General features: G+C 62.3%; 18 protein-coding genes. 12 read left to right on the forward strand and 6 right to left on the reverse strand.

The genetic code is table 11. The features are described from left to right. Nucleotides 1–15 precede the first annotated feature (15 nt). On the reverse strand, nt 16–1,005 hold the full coding sequence (locus tag NCR40_RS27335) for a molybdopterin-dependent oxidoreductase (protein ID WP_250511289.1): 990 nt from the start codon (nt 1,003–1,005) through the stop codon (nt 16–18). A gap of 284 nt (nt 1,006–1,289) precedes the next feature. Here NCR40_RS27335 and NCR40_RS27340 point away from each other — a divergent pair, with 284 nt between their 5' ends. Beyond that, a complete protein-coding gene (locus tag NCR40_RS27340; protein ID WP_250511290.1) occupies nt 1,290–2,711 on the forward strand; it encodes a DHA2 family efflux MFS transporter permease subunit in 1,422 nt (473 codons plus the stop codon). Between the two features lie 227 nt (nt 2,712–2,938). On the opposite strand, the gene NCR40_RS27345 is transcribed toward NCR40_RS27340, so the two are convergent. The 3 genes from NCR40_RS27345 to NCR40_RS27355 form a co-directional block, all read right to left on the reverse strand. Next, nucleotides 2,939–4,750 carry a glycoside hydrolase family 15 protein gene (locus tag NCR40_RS27345; RefSeq protein WP_250511291.1) on the reverse strand — a complete coding sequence of 604 codons (1,812 nt, stop codon included), beginning with the start codon at nt 4,748–4,750 and terminating at the stop codon, nt 2,939–2,941. Further along, complete coding sequence (locus NCR40_RS27350) at nt 4,747–5,904, reverse strand: Gfo/Idh/MocA family protein (RefSeq protein ID WP_250511292.1); 1,158 nt, start codon at nt 5,902–5,904, stop codon at nt 4,747–4,749. The genes NCR40_RS27345 and NCR40_RS27350 overlap by 4 nt, the downstream gene beginning before the upstream one ends. A 127-nt stretch (nt 5,905–6,031) precedes the next feature. Then, nucleotides 6,032–6,718 carry a TetR/AcrR family transcriptional regulator gene (locus tag NCR40_RS27355; RefSeq protein WP_250511293.1) on the reverse strand — a complete coding sequence of 229 codons (687 nt, stop codon included), beginning with the start codon at nt 6,716–6,718 and terminating at the stop codon, nt 6,032–6,034. 143 nt (nt 6,719–6,861) lie between these two features. On the opposite strand from NCR40_RS27355, the gene NCR40_RS27360 reads away from it, so the two are divergent. The 11 genes from NCR40_RS27360 (at nt 6,862) to NCR40_RS27410 (ending at nt 16,757) form a co-directional block, all read left to right on the forward strand. Then, a complete protein-coding gene (locus tag NCR40_RS27360; protein WP_250511294.1) occupies nt 6,862–7,827 on the forward strand; it encodes an NAD-dependent epimerase/dehydratase family protein in 966 nt (321 codons plus the stop codon). 4 nt (nt 7,828–7,831) lie between these two features. After that, nucleotides 7,832–8,689: a sugar phosphate isomerase/epimerase family protein gene (locus NCR40_RS27365; RefSeq protein WP_250511295.1), complete on the forward strand. Its 858-nt coding sequence runs from the start codon at nt 7,832–7,834 to the stop codon at nt 8,687–8,689. Nucleotides 8,690–8,695: 6 nt separating this feature from the next. Further along, nucleotides 8,696–10,294 carry a GMC family oxidoreductase gene (locus NCR40_RS27370; RefSeq protein ID WP_250494819.1) on the forward strand — a complete coding sequence of 533 codons (1,599 nt, stop codon included), beginning with the start codon at nt 8,696–8,698 and terminating at the stop codon, nt 10,292–10,294. 264 nt (nt 10,295–10,558) lie between these two features. Then, the gene (locus NCR40_RS27375; RefSeq protein WP_244831533.1) at nt 10,559–10,882 is read left to right on the forward strand and encodes a hypothetical protein; all 324 of its coding nucleotides are present in this window, start codon (nt 10,559–10,561) and stop codon (nt 10,880–10,882) included. Between the two features lie 218 nt (nt 10,883–11,100). Continuing rightward, nucleotides 11,101–11,361, forward strand: a complete 261-nt coding sequence (locus NCR40_RS27380; protein WP_244831535.1) for a hypothetical protein — start codon at nt 11,101–11,103, stop codon at nt 11,359–11,361. A gap of 183 nt (nt 11,362–11,544) precedes the next feature. Further along, the gene (locus NCR40_RS27385; RefSeq protein ID WP_244831537.1) at nt 11,545–12,564 is read left to right on the forward strand and encodes an AAA family ATPase; all 1,020 of its coding nucleotides are present in this window, start codon (nt 11,545–11,547) and stop codon (nt 12,562–12,564) included. 4 nt (nt 12,565–12,568) lie between these two features. Next, on the forward strand, nt 12,569–13,432 hold the full coding sequence (locus tag NCR40_RS27390) for a DUF58 domain-containing protein (protein WP_250511296.1): 864 nt from the start codon (nt 12,569–12,571) through the stop codon (nt 13,430–13,432). Further along, complete coding sequence (locus NCR40_RS27395) at nt 13,429–14,298, forward strand: hypothetical protein (protein WP_250511297.1); 870 nt, start codon at nt 13,429–13,431, stop codon at nt 14,296–14,298. The genes NCR40_RS27390 and NCR40_RS27395 overlap by 4 nt, the downstream gene beginning before the upstream one ends. A gap of 4 nt (nt 14,299–14,302) precedes the next feature. After that, nucleotides 14,303–15,283 (forward strand): vWA domain-containing protein, encoded by a 981-nt coding sequence (locus tag NCR40_RS27400; protein WP_250511298.1) that lies wholly within the window; start codon nt 14,303–14,305, stop codon nt 15,281–15,283. Next, nucleotides 15,280–15,825, forward strand: a complete 546-nt coding sequence (locus NCR40_RS27405; RefSeq protein ID WP_250511299.1) for an MxaL protein — start codon at nt 15,280–15,282, stop codon at nt 15,823–15,825. Before NCR40_RS27400 ends, NCR40_RS27405 begins: the two co-directional genes overlap by 4 nt. Then, nucleotides 15,822–16,757, forward strand: a complete 936-nt coding sequence (locus NCR40_RS27410; RefSeq protein WP_250511300.1) for a vWA domain-containing protein — start codon at nt 15,822–15,824, stop codon at nt 16,755–16,757. Before NCR40_RS27405 ends, NCR40_RS27410 begins: the two co-directional genes overlap by 4 nt. 35 nt (nt 16,758–16,792) lie before the next feature. Here the strand turns inward: NCR40_RS27410 and NCR40_RS27415 are convergent, their stop codons facing one another. Together NCR40_RS27415 and NCR40_RS27420 are read right to left on the reverse strand one after the other, a co-directional pair. Then, nucleotides 16,793–17,992: a mechanosensitive ion channel family protein gene (locus tag NCR40_RS27415; RefSeq protein ID WP_250511301.1), complete on the reverse strand. Its 1,200-nt coding sequence runs from the start codon at nt 17,990–17,992 to the stop codon at nt 16,793–16,795. 319 nt (nt 17,993–18,311) lie between these two features. Continuing rightward, nucleotides 18,312–19,040, reverse strand: coding sequence for a TonB family protein (locus NCR40_RS27420; protein ID WP_250511302.1), 729 nt, complete (start codon nt 19,038–19,040; stop codon nt 18,312–18,314). Nucleotides 19,041–19,076 lie beyond the last annotated feature (36 nt).

The following is a 19,076-nucleotide window of genomic DNA, read 5'->3' on the forward strand; positions in this document are numbered from 1 at the left end:
GCATAGGCAGGCTAATCAGCGCGGCGCGGATACGACTTCGAGCGCCGCGAGGTTCGAAACATAGCGCCCGGCCTTGCCGTCGTTGGGGATCACGAGGCGCGCAAAACCGGTGGATGTCAGCGGGGCGCCATTCATCGCATAAGCGACGATGTCGGGCTGATTGCCAAAGTCCGACGACAGTTCGGCAAGCGAAATCACGACGCGATAGCCATCGCTGCCGGTTGCGATCACGTAGAAGCCGAGCAAGTCGTTTTTAGTCGCAGTGTTGGTCTGGATGCCCGCTGCGTTGATCAGGTCCCACAGGCTCACGCCCGTGTAGCTATTTCCGCCAGCCGTGCGCGTGACGGCAGGCAGCGCCTGCAATGCTGCCGTGTCGAAAGTCGCCGGGTGATTCAGCGCACCGAGAAGCTGGAACTGCGTCGTGAGACCGCCGCCGCCCGCCGTGACCGTGGACATCGCGGAATGGACTTCGAGCTTGACGAGGTTCGAGACGTATCGGCCGCCTTTGACGTCGCCGGGAGCAGTGATGCGCAGTGGACCGTCCGTGCTGTTGAGAGCCGCGCTCGCGCCGTTGAGCGTCTCGGCATAAGCCACCAGATCGCCGCGATTGCCGAAGTCCGGACTCAGTTCGCCCATTGCGAACAGCGCGCGATAGTTGTCGCTGCCGGTCGCCACGACATACTTGCCCAGCACGTCGTTGTGAACCGCCGAATTGACGACGATGCCAGCCTGGTTCAACACGGACCACACCGTCGCGCCGGTGTAGACGTGGCTTTGCTGGCCCGTGCCGCTGCCGAAGGAAACGGTTTGCGTGGTGGCTGGAAGTGCCTGGATCTGCGCGAGCGTGAGATTGCCCGGCGTGGCGACTTCACCGGACACGGACAAGGTCGCTTTCGGTGCGGGTGGCGAGTCGTCGTTGCCGCCGCAGGCCGTGACCGCGAACGGGAGCAACGCGAGCAAAAGCAGCAGCGAGGCAAGACGCTTGAAGTCGTGTGCAAAGCTCATCGGTGAGGTCCTTTATTCCGGGATCGTTATCGTCGATATATCGGCTCGCTATATCTACGCCGATACAACGCATAACGCTTACAGAATCGAAGGGAAATGGCAATGGGTAGTAGCAACTAGGAACAACGATGGGCGTATTGGTCATACAGAGCGGCGCCGACCGAATTCGAAAAAGCCGGCCGCGCGAGCGTTCGCAACGGCGCGTTGAATCAAGGCCGGGTTCGGGAACGCAGTAATACTGGTAGCATCCACCCTCAGCCCGCACCCCGCCTTCCGGCAAGACAATGACAGACTCAACCGACCGCACCGTCTCGCTCGGCCCGCTTCCCTATGTCGTGGCCGCGACGTTCTTCATGGAGTATCTCGACACCACGATCATCGCGACCGCGCTGCCGCAGATGGCGCATTCGTTCAGTACGAGCCCCAATGCGCTGAGTCTCGGCATGAGCGCCTACATGATCGCGCTCGCCATATTCATTCCCGCAAGCGGCTGGGTGGCGGACCGCTTCGGCTCGCGCAGCGTGTTTTTCAGCGCGATCGTGACCTTCACGCTGGCGTCCTTGCTCTGCGGCATCTCGCAGAACGTGGAGCAGTTCACGGCGGCGCGGGTTCTGCAAGGCATCGGCGGCGCGTTGATGGTGCCGGTCGGCCGCTTGACCGTGGTACGCAGCGTCGACAAGAAGCAGTTGATGCAGGCCATCTCCACCATCACGTGGCCGGGCATCGTCGCGCCGGTGGTCGGGCCGCCCATCGGCGGCTTCATCACCACGTATGCATCATGGCGCTGGATCTTTCTGCTGAATCTTCCGGTGTGCCTCGTCGTATTGCTGGCCGTGCTGAAGTGGGTGCCGAATCTGCGCAGCGGCGAACGCCGGCCGTTCGATGTCACCGGGCTCATCCTGAGCGGTCTGTCGCTCACCGCCATCCTGTATGGCGCCGATATGGCAAGTCAGCCGGATACCAATCCGTGGGTCGGACTGGCCGTGGTCGCGGTTGGTCTCGTCATCGGCGTGATCGCTTATCGGCATGCGCTCGTCGCGCGGCATCCGCTCATCGACGTGACGACGCTGCGTATCCCCACGTTCTCGGTGACCGTGGTGACAGGCACGTTTACGCGTATCGGCATCGGCGCCGTGCCTTATCTCATGCCGCTTCTGTTTCAGATCGGCTTCGGGCTGTCCGCGTTCAAGTCGGGCTTGTTACTGCTTGCAAGCGCTCTGGGCAATCTCGGCATGAAGGCGCTCACGACCGGCATCCTCAAGCGCCACGGCTTCAGGAACGTGGCGATCATCAACTGTGCGGTATGCGGCGCGTTCACCATTGCATGCGGTCTGCTCACGCCGGCGTCGCCGCTCGTACTCACGCTGCTCGTGATCTTCGTTTATGGCGTGACGCGCTCGATGCAGTTCACCTCGCTCGCCACGCTCGCTTACGCCGATGTACCGACGCAGCAAATGAGCGCCGCCAACACGATGTGGAACGCGGCGATGCAAATGAGCATCGGGCTCGGCATTGCATTCGGCGCGTTGGCGTTGCGCACGGCATCGGCTTATCACGGCAAGGACGGCGCCCACGCGCACACCTTCACACTCGACGACTTCCGTCTTGCGTTTCTCGCTGCGGGCGTGGTGACGCTCGTGTCGATCTACGGCTACGTAAAGCTCTCGCGGGATGCCGGGCACAAACTCAGCGGCGCATCACGATGAAGCCCGCCGCATGAGCAGCGATAAAAAAACGCCCGCGACGGACCTGTCGCGGGCGTGTTCCATGGCGGGTCATTGACGACTCTCTGCCTACCGGAGAAACACCGCGCGTCAGGAACGGGGTGTCTCTGACACGACCCTCGGTGATGTCCCACAGTATGGGTCTAATAAACGCAATGACATAGGTGAATGCCCGCGCTGACGGTCGAGACGGCATCGTTCACCACGAATTAGATGTCGACCTCCATTCGCCCCGATGATTGCAACGCCGTAAGAGCCTGAATGATCGCGAGATGCGTCAACCCTTGCGGCAAGTTCCCGAGGTACTCGCCGGTTTGCGGGTCCGCCATCTCAGGGTAGATTCCGACGCCATGCGCGAGCGCTTCGATGACCGCATCGAAGGCCTTGGTCGCGCGGTCTTTCTGTCCCAGCAACGCGCGAGCTTCGATCTGCCAGAACGTGCACGCGAGAAAGCACCCTTCTTCTTCGGAAGCACGGCTGTATCGATAGTGATATGCGCCTTCGCCCAGTTCGCGTTGAATGGCGTCGAGCGTACGTTCGGCGCGTTCCTTGCCGTCATAGCGAAAGCGTGTGGCGAGCGCCATGGACGCGTCGAGCTTGTCGCTGCCCGGATACATCACATATGCGCCCTTCTCTTCGGACCAGCCATGTTCGTCGATCCATTGCTCGATGCGATCGCGCTCACGCGCCCATCTATCGCGGCATGTGGTCGGCAACTGCCCGCTATCGGCCAGTTCGACCGCACGCGCGAGCGCTTCCCACGCGCTGAGTTTGGACATCGTGTAATGCTGAGCTTCTTCGAGTTCCCAAATGCCCGAGTCCTTGAGACGCCAGCGGTCGGCGCATTGATCCGCGAGACGCGAGAGCGTCTGAGCGCTCTGTGAATCGAGGATATTCCCCGCGCGCACGAAAACCGCGGCCGTTCCGAAAATATCGCCGTAAATGCCGTGCTGATGCTGATTGGTCGCGGCATTGCCTGTGATGACCGGCGCAGAATTCATGTAACCAGGAAGGCCGGTCTCGTGCACATCCGCGACGACGTCGCCCGACAATGAAAACAACACGCGCGCGCCTTGCGTCTCGATCCGCTTCAGCAGCCACGTAAAGGCCGCCTTCGCTTCTTCCTGCGCATTCATGCGCAAAAACGCCTTGATGGTGTAGCCCGCGTCGCGTATCCAGGCGTAGCGATAGTCGAAGTTCTTCTTGCCGCCAATCCGCTCGGGCAACGATGTAGTCGCGGCCGCTGCAATCGCGCCGCTCGGCGAAAAAAGCAAGAGCTTGAGCGCAAGCGCGCTGCGAATCAGAAGCGGCCGATACGGCCCGTCATAGCGCAGCTTCGTGGTCCACTCGCGCCATTCGTTGTCGGACTTGTCGATGCGCCTGTCGATATCCTCGATTGGCGGCACGACGAGCGGCTCGTCTTCGCCCGCGACGATCGCCACGGTCTCGCGCTGTCCCTCACGCACGACCACATGCGCGACGACACCGGCATCCGCGCGTTCGTCGACGACCACACCTTCGCTATGCAGAAAGAGCCCCAACACGCGCCCCGCATGAAACACCGCGCGTTTGCCGATCATCGAACAATACGGATTGATCGTATCGTCCTGACGCCCGAAGACGATGCGCAAGTCGAATCGCATCTCGCCCTCGATGCCTTCAATGCGCCGTGCTAGCTCGGCCCAGGGGAGTCTGCCCGCGCCGCCGCTGTTGTGCGACTCGACCAGCTTCGCGCGGCCCGACGCGGTGGTGAAGACGGTCTCGAGCACGTTGCTGTCGTCGCGATAACGCCGCTCGACTTCGAAGGCTTCGGCGGGCGTAATGGCAAAAAAACCGCCTGTTTGCGGATTCAGCAACCGGTCGAAAAGCGGCGGCGAGTCGATGCTCGGTACGCACCACCAGTCGATCGATCCATCCGCTCCACTCAACGCAACGGAGCGGCCATCGCCCAACGCGCCGTAGGCATCGAGCGGCAGAAAGCCATCGGCGTCACGTCGAGTCTTCTCTTTGCGCGAATTCAATTTTTAGGCACCTTGTCGATGCCTTCGGCCGGATTGCTCGTGTTCACGAGTTCCGGCGACCTCACGGCGCGCAGCGTCTGCAACTGCGCGGACGTGTCGATACGCCGTGTGCGCACGAACGGATCGAGCTTGACCGGTCCACCGGTTTCGAGCGCCTTGACGATGCCTTCGATCACGCGCACATCGGCGAAACCTTCTTCCGCGTCGGGCTCCGGATGCGTGTCGTTCAAGATGCACTCCGAGAAGTACTTCATCTCGCCGCCGAAGTGGTCCGTGTTCTTGAACGAATGATTCTCTTCGTCCTGGCCAATGGTCACGGCCTGTTCGAGCGGCTTGCCGTACGTATAGCACGGCTGCATTGCGATGCTTCCCTTCGTGCCGACAGCAAAGAACGACTCCAGTGCGTTGGCCGCATACGACACGACGAACTGCGCGAGCCGGTCGCCGGGAAATTTCAGCGTGACCGCGACGGTGTCGTCGAAATCGCCGAGACCGGCTTCCGGATGCCGCACGCCGACAGCCGAAACGACCTCGGTCGGCTCGTCCTCGAACACGTAGCGCGCGGCGTTGAGCGGATACGGTCCCATGTCGAAGATCGGGCCCGCCGTGATGCCGCTCGTCGCGCGATGGTTTGCCGGGTCCACCTTCTGCACGAACGTGGACGTGAAAAGAATGATGTCGCCGAGTTCTCCCGAACGAATGCGTTCGATGGTCGACAACGTGCCGGGTTCGAAATGCAAACGGTAAGCGACCATCAGTTTCGCCGTCGATGCCTTCGCGGCTTCGATGATCGCCTGACATTGCTGCGTGGATACTTCCAGCGGCTTTTCGACGAGCACATGCACGCCCGCTTTCAGCGCCGGAATGACGAACTCCGCATGGCGCCAGTTCGGCGTGGCAAGGTAGACGGCGTCGACGTTGCCGGAGGCGAGCATCTCATCGAATTGCTCATAGCCATAGGTGTGCGCTACATCGTATTGCTCGCTCAATTTGCGCGCCTTCTCGGGATCGCTCGTAACGAGCGCGGTGATCTCCGAGTTATCCGTGTGACTCACGCCGGGCATCATCGCTTCCTGCGAGATGTCGCCCAAACCTACGATCGCATAGCGGACTTTCTTGCTCGAACCCAAACCTACTGCGGACAAAATGCTCATCGTTGCGCCTCTTTTGGAGAGTGACGGTGACGGACAGGCATGCGCCCGAACGCCGGCCGTGAGACTCAGGGAAGGCGCAACTTTTGTTCCAAGGGGTTAATTTCGTGCGATGGTTACGAAGGGCCAGTCAATCCGCGGCCGGCTTCATGAGCAACGTCAACACCAACTCGACCGCGAGCATTCGCTGCTTCTTGCGTGTCGACTTTTTGGCGAAGTCGACATCGAACAGTGTGCCGAACGTGTGCCGGTTCGACACGCGATAGATGCACAGTGCACTGATCAGATAGTGCAAATCCACCGCGCCGATGTCGCGTCGGAACGTGCCCGCCGCAATGCCGCGATGGAGAATGCTCGTCAGCGTTTCGAGCACCGGACGATTCGTCGCCTTGATGGTCGGCGACTTCTTCAGGAACGCGGCGTTGTGTATGTTCTCGATGCTGATGATGCGGCTGAACACCTGATTGTTCTCGTGAAACTCGAACGTGTTCTCGATATAGCGCGACAGCAACTGCTCGGCCGGACTTTCATGATCGAGGCGCGTGGCTTCCTCGGCATCGCGGATCAACGAATAAACGTGCTCCAGCACCGCGAGATAGAGCCCGTCCTTGTTCGTGAAGTAGTAGTAGATCATCGCTTTCGATACGCGCATGCGCTCGGCGATCGCGTCCACGCGCGCGCCCGTGTAGCCGTGCAGCGCGAACTCTTCCGTGGCGATTTGCAGAATCTCGGCGCGCGTGCGCACAGCGGCCAGATCGCGCTGATTCGTCCGCTTCGGTTCGGGCGCGGGAACGGGTTCGTAGGTATCGGATGGCATCGGATCGTTCAAGTAGATGACTGGCGACTGGGGTTATCCCCAAGTGTCCATGTTTCTCCATCGATTAATCTACCACCACCGATTTAACGAACCTACTAGTTAGTCAGTGAAATCGAGGAACGAACGAGACATCGGAGGCGGCAATGAAAGTCTGCGTGACGGGCGGCAATGGCTTTATCGGTGCGTGGCTGGTCAGACGCCTGCTCGCCGAAGGACAAACGGTCCGTGTGTTCGACCTGAATCCGCCGGGCAAGCTGATTCGTGTGCTGCTGGGTGCATCGCTTGAACGCGTGGAATGGTTGCAAGGCGATATCGGCGATACCCGCGCGGTCGATCAGGCGCTCGCGGCTTGCGATGCCGTCGCGCATTTCGCCGGCGTGCTCACGCCCTTCTGCCAGAACGATCCGGTGCGCGGCGCGACCATCAACGTGATCGGCACGCTGAACGTCTTCGAGGCCGCGAAGAAGCACGGCATCGCGCGCGTGGTCTACACGAGTTCGGCGGGCGTCTACGGACCGAAGCACGCGGCGTATCCCGAACCGACCACGCACTACGGCGCGTTCAAGCTCGCCACGGAAGGCTGCGCGCGTAGCTATTGGTACAACGCCGGTCCGGACGGACGCGCGGTGGCCAGCGTGGGCTTTCGTCCATTCGTGGTCTACGGTCCGGGGCGCGAAGACGGCGCAAGCGCGGGCGTGAGTCTCGCGTGCCAGGCGGCGGCGCGCGGCGAGTCCTACACGATTCCCTTCACCGGCCGCACCGGCATGATCCATGTCGACGATGTCGTCGAAGCCTTTTGGGCGGCCCTCACGCGCGTGGTCGAAGGCGCGCATGTCTTCAATCTATGCGGCGACGTGCAGAGCACCGATGCGCTCATCGAAGAGATCGGCAGGCAAGTGCCCGGCGCGCGTCTTTCCGCCAGCGGCGCGCCGTTGCCGATTGTCGCGGACCTTCCGCCCGACGACTTGAACCGCGTGCTTCCCGGCTTGCCCGTGACCTTGCTCGCGGATGGCGTCGCGCGCTCGCTCGCGTTTTTCGCCAAGCATGACACGCTCGAAGACGGCGCTGAAAGCGCCCAGGACATTCAACCCATCAGCCTGAACGCCTGATGCCATGACGCATTTGCTCTCCCTTGCGCACCTGACCCTGATCGAACTCACGCCGCCGGAAATGATCGAGGCCGCCAGCGCGGCGGGCTTTCGTTCGGTGAATCTGCGGCTTGCGCCCGTGGCGCCCGGCGAGCATCAGCATCCGATGATCGGCGCCACGCTCACGCCGATGATGCGCGAGACCCTCGCCCGCATGCGCGATCTGAACGTAGCCGTGCACGATGTCGAAATCGTGCGCCTGCTGCCCGATACCGACATCGACGCGCACGAGCCCTTGCTTGCGGCGGCCGCCGAACTCGGCGCAGGTCACATGCTGGTTGCGGGTGACAGTCCGGACGAAGCGGCCATCGCGGATCGCTATGCGCGACTCTTCGAACTCGGCGCGCATTATGGCATTGGCATGGGGCTCGAATTCATGCCGTGGACAGGCATCAAGAACATGGTGTCCGCGCGTCGCGTGCTGGCGCTTGCGGGGACCGGCTCGATCATCGTCGATTCCATGCATGTCGATCGTTCGGGCGGCAGCGCGGAGGAAATCGCCGCATTGCCCGCGAACCAGCTCGCGTATTTTCAGTTATGCGATGCGCCGCGCGAACGCCCGACGACCGACGCCGAACTCATTTTCCAGGCGCGGCAGGCGCGCTTGCCACCGGGCGATGGCGGTATCGATCTGCGCTCGATGGTCCGCGCGCTGCCGCCCGACACCGTGATATCCGTCGAGATTCCGATGCACGGCTTGCCGAATCTCGCGCCGCCCGTGGAGCGTGCGCGTGCGTTGCGCCGTGCAAGCGAAGCGCTCATCGCCGAAGCCGCCGCTGCGGGTCCGCTTGCCGGCAGGCGCGCAAATGTGACGAGTTACTGAGGCCACATGTCGACGCAATGGGATCGAGAAGCGGACTTCGTGATCGTCGGTGGCGGCAGCGCGGGTTGCGTTTTGGCGAACCGGTTATCGGCGAGCGGCGCGCATCGCGTGCTTCTCATCGAAGCCGGCCCGCGCGACCGTCATCCGATGATCCATATTCCTGCTGGCTTTCTTTCGCTGATCGAGCATCCGGTTCTGAGCTGGCGTTATCGGTCGGCGCCGCAGCCGCACATGGATTCGCGCGTGATCGCTTATCCGCAGGGGCGCATGCTCGGCGGCACCGGGTCGATGAACGGCATGCTCTATGTGCGTTCGGCCAGAGCGGAACATGCGCGTTGGGTCGATGAAGGTTGCGCGGGCTGGTCCTTCGACGACATCCTGCCCATCTACGAACAGATGGAGAATGCGGGCGGTGCGAGCCCGGCGAACGTCTTGCCGGTGAATGATTTCATGGAGACGCATCCGCTCAGCCAGGCGTTTCTCGATGCGTGCGGCCAAACCGGAATGACGGTCCGCGCAAGTCATAACGGCGTCGAGCGCGAAGGCGCGGCGCCGTTTCAGCAGAATCGCGCGGGACGGTTTCGCGCGGGGCCGGCGCAGACGTATCTTCGGGGTATCGGCAAACGGGCGAATTTCGGGTCGATGACCGACACGCTTGCCGAACGCATTCTCTTCGATGGCACGCGTGCGGTTGGCGTGCAGGTGTCGCAAGCGGGACGCACGATCAAGGTTCGCGCGCGTGTCGAGGTGATCGTGGCGTGCGGAGCGATCCGCTCGCCGCATCTATTGCAGTTGTCGGGCATCGGGCCGGGCTCGCTGATGCAGAAGCTCGGCGTGAACGTCGTGCACGAGAACGACAACGTCGGCGAGAATCTGCGCGATCACTATTCCGTGCGTGTCACTCAACGCGTGCGCGGCCAGTCGACCTTCAACGAACGCACGCATGGCGTCGCGCTCTTCAAGGAACTGTCGCGCTATGTGGCGGGAAAGGGCCTGCTTACGTGCGGCGCAAGCACGTGCGCCGCGTTTGCCCGCAGCAGCGCTGAAGCCAACGCGCCCGATCTGCAACTGAGCTTCGCGCCCGCGAGCTTCGAGCCGGGCACGTATGCGCTCGAACGAGAGCCGGGCATGACACTCGCCATCTATCAGTCGTACCCGCATAGCAAGGGGAGCGTGCACGCCGCTTCGACCGATGCTCACGCGGCGCCCGTCATCTCTCCACGCTATCTCACGGATGCGCGCGATCAAGCGGCCGTCGTCGCGGGCCTCAAACTTGGCCGCAAGATTTTTTCGATGACCGCGCTTGCGCGATACATCGAGCACGAGACGCTGCCGGGCGATAACGTCATCGCCGACGATGCGCTCCTCGACTATGCGTTGGCTCGTGGTGTGTCGGGGTATCACTTGGTCGGCACGTGTCGAATGGGCGGCGGCGAAGATTCCGTGGTCGATCCCCGGCTTCGCGTGCGCGGCGTGCAAGGCTTGCGCGTGATCGATGCATCCGTTCTGCCCGGTTGCACGTCCGGCAATTCGAATGCGCCGACGATCATGGTGGCGGAAAAAGGCGCGCGGATGTTGATGGAGGATGTGGGCGAATCGAGATGACGACGTTGACTATCGTCGATGTATGACGTCATCGACGAAATGGGCCACGGGATGCCTGAAGCTGGCTAACGATCGAACATCGATGCATGAGATAGGCGTCGCATGGGGGCTGGCTTTGCGGCTTCTCATGCCGAAAAAGCCCCTCACTTGATGCCGGCCTGCTCTATGCGAATTGAAAGCCTGCGGCACGCTGTTTGCTGCCTAACAGGCAAGCAGGCGGCATTCGTCTGTTTCCATATTCCAATCCCTTAAAGGAGACGGATCATGAGCAAAGCAATCAGCACTTTAGTCGCGGCCGTCGCCGCACTCACCCTGTCGGCCGGCGCTTTCGCGCAGTCAGCAGGCGGCTCGAACGGTGGCGCAGGGTCCTCCGGGAGCACGGCCAGCCCGGCAAATCAGGTGAACCGCGCAACGGGCGGCTACGGCACGCCGGGCGTGACGAACTCGGACAGCGGCATGGGCGCCCGCGCGCCGAATTCGGGGCTTCCTAGCGGCACGAACGGCACTTCGACGTCGGCCACGAGCGCACCGAAGACCAATAACACGCTGGCTACCCCGAGCGTGGTTTCGCCGGCAGCGGGTCAATAACCTGGCGTGAAGATAGCGGCGAGACAGCATCGTGCGCCGCGTGAAAAGGCCGCTTTCCTCAGGGAATGCGGCCTTTTTCGTTTGATCACGCGAAAAGCGATTTCCAGTAATCGGAAAAACATTTCAGCAACCGTGTAAAAATTTTAGTGCCGGTCATTGGGCTGGCGACAGGCTTCCAAAGCACTTAGGAAATTCATGTTCCTTGCCGATATACAGGCATGAAACCCAACGACCCATTTCCCACCGGATCATACGAACTGCGCTTGACGGACGCCGACCTGGCTCACCTGCGCATCGTCATTCCGGACGAAGTGCGCGATCGAAACCGCGTGCTGCCGCTTGCATACTGGCGGCGGCGTGTCATGCAGATTCTGGAAACGAGGCATCTGGTGCCCGCGCAATTGGCCGTCGCGTCAGCCTTGCTCGCGCAGATCGATTCAGCTGTCGAGACTGAAACGCCGCTTGCGAAGGCGAGTTGAACGCTCACACGCCTCACACGCTTCACACCGAAACGCTGCCACACAGTGTTGTCGATGGATGACACTATGCTCCGCTCTACTCTCCCCTTTTCCGCTTGAAAGCCAAGCCCGGACTACATCGGCATATCTTATGCATTCGCTTCGGTAATCCTGAACAGACCGCACTGCCTCATAACAACGACCATGGCATCGGAAACCGAACTGGAAGACTGGCGCCGCGCCGCACAAAAGCTGGAACTGGCCGTGGCGAGCGCCGTGGTGGGACAGCGTGAAACCATCCATCTAATCAAGATTGCGCTCTTCGCTCGCGGGCACGTGTTGCTCGAAGGCGGCGTCGGCGTTGGCAAGACGACCTTGCTGCGCGCCTTCGCTCGCGCGACCGGCGGCGACTTCGAACGGATCGAAGGCACCATCGACCTGATGCCGGGCGATCTCATCTATCACACCTTCGTCGATGCCGACGGCAAACCGCGCATCGATCCCGGTCCGCTCTTGCGGCACGGCGAAGGTCTGACCACGTTCTTTTTCAATGAGATCAACCGGTCGCGCCCGCAGGTTCAATCGCTCCTGCTTCGGGCGATGGCCGAGCGTTCCGTCTCCGCCTTCGGCCGCGAATATCGCTTTCCGCATATGACGGTGTTCGCGGACCGCAACAAGGTGGAGAAGGACGAGACCTTCGAACTGGCTTCCGCCGCGCGCGACCGCTTCCTGTTCGAACTGAACATGCCGACGCCTTCGGACACCGATGTGCGTCGCGCGCTCGTTTTCGATCCTGCGTTCCATGACGCCGATGCGCTCATCGAAAGCGTCCCGTCCGCCGTGATCGATTCGACGCGTCTTAACGATATCGGCGCGGCGATCCAGCGTAGCGTGACGCTCAGTCCGAGCATGGAAAGCTACATCCTGAAGATCTGGGAGGCGACGGAAACGCCTCAGCGCTTCGACATTCAACTGGACGGCGTCGACATGGAGCGGCTGATCCTTGCGGGCGCAAGTCCGCGTGGCATGAGCGCGCTGGTGCGCGCCGTGCGCGTGAACGCCTGGCTCGACGGCCGTCTGCACGCCATTCCCGAAGACGTTCATACGGTGCTGCTGCCCGCGCTCGGTCATCGCGTGTTCTTTACGCCCGTCTATGAGATGCGTCGGCAGGAACTCGCCGAGGCATTGACCGCGACGATCATGCGGAAAATCGCGGTGCCGTGATGCCATGAAGAACCCAGTCGAATTCCACTATCGGCTGCCGGGGCGCGCCAGCGGATTCCGGCCTGGCTCGCATCCCGGCACGAGTTTCGGCGCGGGGCAGGAATTTGCGATGCACGCGCGTCTCTTCGATCATCCCGACCCGCGACGCCTCGACTTGCGCGCAAGCCAGCGCTCCGTGCCGCCGCAGTGGCTCGTGCGTCTGCATTTGCAGCGGGTCGCGGTGCCGGTGCAAGTCGTGGTGGACGTATCGGCATCGATGCTCTTCGGCGCAGAACGTTCGAAGCTCGATCTGGCCGCCGATTTCGTCGAAGCACTCGGCTATAGCGCGTTTCGCGCGGGCGATCAGGTCGGCATGCTCGCGTTCGACGAGCAGGAACGCGAAGACCTCTTCATGCCTGCGCGACACGGACGCGGCATCGGCGACGACATGGCGGCGCTGTTGCGCGGTTTCAAAGGCGCATCGCACGCCACGCCCAAAAATGCCGGGCTGGAGCGCGCACTCGAACGTCTTGCCGGGCGTCGCAGTCTCGTCTTTCTGGTCTCGGATTTTCATTGGCCGCTCGACCGTATCGACACGGCGCTGGATCGTCTCGTCAGCGCGCAAGTCGTGCCGATGGTCATCTGGGATACGGCCGAAATCGAGCCGCCCGCGCAAGGCCGATTTCTCTCGGTCCGCGATCTGGAGACCGGCAGAAACCGCACGCTTTGGCTGCGTGCTCGCGTGGTTCGGCAATGGCGCGATAACGTCGCCAAGCGGCGCCACGATTTGAAGACGGCCTTCGGCAGACGCGGCGCGTATCCCTTCTTTGTCGAAGGCGCCTTCAATGCCGAAGCCCTCTCGCGCCACTTCCTGGAAACGTCCGCATGATGCGCGGCAACCGGGCGATGATCCTCGCGTTCATGCTGATCGTCTTCGGTCTGATCGGCATAAAACCGGCGCGAGCCGAACAGACGGTCAACGCGACGGTCGAGCAGCCGCGCGCCTTCGGCCACGTTCTCGGCGATGTCTTGACGCAGCGCGTCCTCTTAAGCACCGACGGCCACGATGTCGCCTTGCCATCGGTCGGGCGCGTGGGCGTGTGGTTCGAGCGCCGTGCGTCGCGAATCGTCAAGGACACGCAGGGCCGCTCGTGGCTGGTGCTCGAATATCAGATAACCAACGCGGCTCAGGCTCTCACGAACATCGAACTGCCCGCGCTCGAATTGAGGCCGGGTGCGGGCGCGGTGCTGCGCGTGCCTGCATGGCCGATCAGCGTCGGGCCGCTGACGCCGCGCGCCTCGTTTCGCGCGGGCGATCTGCAAGCGCTCAGGCCCGATCGGCTCGTCATTCCCGTGGATGATCCGGCGGTTCATCGGCGCATGATCGTCATGCTTGCGTTGCTGCTCGTCACGCTCGCAAGCTGGGCCGCGTGGTGGTGGTGGTCGAGCCGCCGCGATGCAAGGCAACGTCCGTTCGCTCGCGCATGGCGGCATATACGCACCGATGCCGATGCGAACGACGATGCCTGGGTTCACGTGCATCGCGCGCTCGACGAAACGGCCGGGCAAGTCGTGCATGTGGCATCGCTACCGACGTTGTTCATGCGCGCGCCGTATCTGCAATCGATGAAGCCGCGACTCGAAGAGTTCTACACGCGCTCGCAGGAACGCTTCTTTGTCCGCGACGCCGCTCCCGCGCCGTTCGACTTGCGTGACTTCGCGCGTGCGCTGTATCGGGCCGAGCGAGGGCAATGAGGCCATGCCCATCGACTTCCTCCGGCCCTGGCTGCTGCTCATGCTGCCACTCGCGCTCTTGCCGCTATTGCCGAGACCGGGCGAGGCATTCGCTTTCTCGTCGGTAAACTGGCTGCCAGCGGATACTGTCGGCGCGACCGTCGAACACCTGCGGCGTGCGTGCGCGGTGCTCGCGATGCTGGCCATCATCATCGGTCTCGCGGGACCGGGACGTTCACATCTGCACGTCTTGCGCACGAGCACGGCGGCGGACATCCTCATTTTGATGGACCGTAGCGCGAGCATGGACTCGGTGATGTCGAAGACGCCTGTCTCCGAACCGAGCGGCCAGTCCAAGAACGCGGTGGCTCGCCACTCGCTCGAACGCTTCGTCGCCGAGCGACCCGACGACCGTTTTGCGTTTCTCATGTTCGGCATCAGCCCGGTTCTTGCCGTACCGTTCACGTCGAATCACGAGATCATCACGCAAGCGATCTCAGGCACGGGAATAGGCCGCGGCATGCCGGATACGAAGCTCGATCGCGGGCTCATCGCGGCGATCAAACAGTTCGATGGCAGGCAATACGCGGGCCGTCGCGCCATCGTGCTGGTGTCGGATGGCGGCGCGCATCTCGATGCCGCTGCACGCGCGGCGATCAGCGAGGGCCTTGCGCGCAATCAGATCGCGCTTTACTTCGTGTATCTGCGCAGCGGCGTCTACAGCCCCGATCTGACGAAGATGGCGCCCGCCGACGACGCCTCGGCCGAAGCTGAACTGCATCGCTATTTTCAGACGCTGGGCTCGCCGTATCGGCTGTATCAGGCGGAGGACGCGGGCGCAATGGCCGCCGCCATGTCGGAGATCAACAAGCAGCACAACGCGGTCGTATCTTTCGACGAGCGCTTGCCGCGGCAAGACGAAAGCGCGTTGTGCTATGCCGCCGCATTGCTCGGTTGCGCGGCGTTGCTTGCGCTGCGCGCGGTTCAGGTACGGAGCTGGTCATGAAGCGATTGGCCGTTCATCTTGCCTTCGGCGGCGCAACGCTCGTGTTTGCAGCAGTCGCGCTCTTCGACTTGGCGACATTGCATCATGCGCATGCTGTCGCGCGCGCGGTGTCGGCGGTAAGCGCCAAAGGCGCGCAGCCGCAGTCACTGGACGATGCCGCCCAAGTTCGGCTGGCGCGTGCGGTCGTATCGTCGAAGGCGGGCGACTATGCGGGCGCGCAGAAGCTTTACGACTCCGTGCTCGTGCAGGACCACGATGCCGCGTTGCAGACGGCCGCGCTATTCGATCTTGCCAACATGTCGTTGCGTCAGGCGGCCGGTCCCGATGCGGGCGGTCCGGTTCGCTCGCTGCCGTTGCTCGAACAAGCCAAGGAACGATATCGCTCTGCGCTGCGGCTCACGCCCGACGACTGGGACGCGCGTTATAACCTCGAACGCGCGTTGTGGCTCGCGCCCGAGGGCCAGACGAGCGACGAAGAGCGCGACTACAAGCATCAGGCCACGGTGAAGGCGCGTGGCGCGCAAAGCGAGGATCTGCCATGAAGGCAGTCGCGGCGACACTCGCGTTCCTTCGGCGGCGACACTGGGCCACGGTAGCCGCCGTGCCGTTGCTGCTTGCCGCCGTCTGGATGCCCGGCGCGATGTTCCAACGCGACGTGTTCAGCTATATCGTCACTTTCGATATCACGCAGAGCATGAGCGTCGAGGACGTGGGTGTCGTCGGCGGCGCGCCGATCAGCAGACTGGACTTCGCGCGGGCCGCGATGCGCGAAAGCATCGAGCATTTGCCGTGCGGCTCGAAGATAGGCTGGAGCATCTTCACAGGCCAGAGCACCTTGCTTCTGGTGCCGCCCGTCGAGGTGTGCGCCAACTTCGATGCGTTGCTTGCCTCGCTTGCCGGTATCGATGGCACGATGCGCTGGACCAACTGGAGCCGAGTGGCCGAAGGCGGTATCTTCGCGGCTGTGCGTACGGCGCGCGGTATCGGGCATGACGCCAGTGTTCTCATGATCACGGACGGCCAGGAAGCACCGCCCATTCTTCCCGGCGATCAGCGCGTGCGCGACATTCCACGCTCGCAACTCAAGGGTTGGCTTATCGGCATAGGCGGCGATCAGCCCGCGCCCATCCCGCGAACGGATAAAGACGGCAACCGTATCGGCTACTGGCGCGCCGATGAAGTCATTCAAGTGCCGACACAACCTGGCGCGAGCGTTCAAGTCGAGAGTCACGAGGAGTTGTCGGAATTGCGCGGACAATATCTGGCGTCGATTGCGAAAGAAATCGGCTTCGATTATCGACGTTTGCGGTTGCCACAGGACTTGCTGATGGCCATGACGGATGCGCGCTTTGCGCATTCGGAACGCGTGCCGACCAAGCTGAATTGGATTCCGGCAGCGCTTGGCTTGCTGTTGCTCGTGTGGCGGTTTTGGCCGGAGCGTTGGGTGAAAGGCATGCGGCGCGCACGACGCTGACTGTAGACGCACGCCGCATGATCGCAACGCCATCTTCAAACCGCGGAACCCTTCCGCTCCTCTTGCCAGCACCGCAAACCGAACAACGGCACGACGCCATACGCGTGATCGAGCATATCCGAGAGCATCGCCTCGTACGGCTCCCAGCGTATCTCGTCGAGATAGAGACAGATTTCCAGCGCGACCACCGGCGCCGCCGTCTGGACATGACGAATCACGAGCGGCATGTCGCGCCGCACCGCCGGATGATCGCGAAGATAAGCGCTCAGATAGCGACGATACAACCCAAGGTTCGTGCGACGCCCGCCTTCGAAAGCGCCCACCGGCAAGCGGATGGCGTCGTGCATTTGCGCGAGCATTGCGTCGTCGGGGAAGCGCACGGTATCGACATCGAAATGAATCGCGTGTTTCAAGCGCCGCCCGCCCGACTCGCTCATGCCGCGCCAGTTCTTCACACTGTTCGTGAGCAAGAGCTGACTTGGCAGCATCACGATGGTGTTGTCGAAGTTGCGTATCTTGATGGTATTCAACGCGATATCGATGACCGTGCCATCCGCGACGAATCCCGGCACTTCGATCCAGTCGCCCACGCGCAGCATGTCGTAGGCTGCCAGCTGGATGCTGGCCACGAAGCCGAGCAACGAGTCACGAAAGATGATGATGAGCAACGCCGTCACCGCGCTGAGGCCGGTGAGCAGATAGACCGGCGAACGCTCGATCAAGAGCGAGACCACGGAGATGAGCGCGACGAGATACACCACGATGGTGGCGATCTGCAGAAAGCTCTTGATTGGCCGCTCGCTCGCAGTTGGAAAGTGACTATAGCGTTCGTCGATGCTGTCGCGCAGTGCCAGCGCGGCGCGCAGCAGCGTGTAGACCATGTAGCAAGCGGCGAGAATGCCCAATGGCCGTCCAAGCACCGCGATAAACGGTATCGTGAGACCCGAGAGCGTCGGCGCCGATGCATAGACGATCGCAGCGGGCACGAGCGGCGCAAGCCGGTGAAACACGCGATGACGCTCGGCGGCGATCAACCACTTGCGCCCTTCATTGCGCGTGAGCCGGCTGACGATCATGAGCATGATCCAGCGCGTGAGGTAGTAGCAGATCGCGCTTGCCAGCAAAATGGCGAGCAGCAAGGCGGCCACGAGCATGACCGCGACCAGCCAGCTATCCGTGTAGACGTGGAACTGCCAGTCTGGTCCCCTTTCGACACGCAGCATATTCTCGAACATGCACTCTCCGGAACAGGCGAACCGATGTTGGGCAAGAGGCCTTTCGCACGGTGGCTATTTTAGTGGCGGCAACAGCACGGACTTAGCGCGCCAGGCCGCATGAGAAGCGCATGCCCCTATCGTCGAAAGAATGTAGAGGCTAAGAAGCCGCCGACGCCTGTCGCACGATAACCCGATCTGCGCAAGACCTGCTTTTCTTCGATGCCTTGGAAATCTGCGGAGCAGACATGCACGACGATAGTCCCGCAATAGCGCACAAGCGCTCAGAGACGCTCGATGCGGGAACATCGCGCCAGGGTTGCTGGTTGAGAAATTCGCGTCAATTGCCCGACGAGCGCACGGTGACGGCGAATGCGGCGGGTGTCTCGCCGTTCGTATCGTCAGGCATCGGGTCGAGGCGTTGAACGGCGCGCAATGCCGTTTCGTCCCATTGCGCGTTGCCGCTCGAATGTACGATGGACGCGGACAGCAACGCGCCATTGGGCGCACAGCGCGCGCCGATCACCGTTTCGAGTCCAGCCACGCCATTGGTCCACGCGATATTCGTGCGCACGCGCCGTCCGACGCGCTCGGCGTAGCCAACTGTTGCGACGGGTTCATCCGCCTTTGCCGCAACGCGGGCAACCTGCTCGCCAGAAGAAGCCGCAGCGACGCTCGGCTTGTGCGTCGCCGGTTCACTGACCGACCACTGTATCGACACGACGACGCCAACGGCCAGAAGCCACGCCCAGCCGCGCAGCTTCCCGCGCTTGATAGTCGCATTCGATTCACCGATCGACGAACGCGAACCGACCTCGCCCCAAGCAGCTGATTCCGGAAGCTGTTGCGCAATCGTCACGTCGTAACCGCGCCGCGATTCGGCATCGCTCAGGACGGCGTAGGCGTCGTTGAGCATCTTCATGATTTTTGTCGCGTCCGGACTCGTGTTCCTGTCGGGGTGATAGCGCTGACTCAACGCCTTGTACGCCGCGCGAATGACTTCGGGCGGCGCGTTGTGCGTCACTTTGAGATTGTCGTAATGCGTGTGCGTCTGAGCCATCGCTGACATGCCGTTTTCCTGAGCCTCTCTGGATAACGGCAAGCG

The sequence above is a fragment of the Caballeronia sp. GACF4 genome, assembly GCF_023631025.1.
Classification (GTDB): Bacteria; Pseudomonadota; Gammaproteobacteria; order Burkholderiales; family Burkholderiaceae; genus Caballeronia.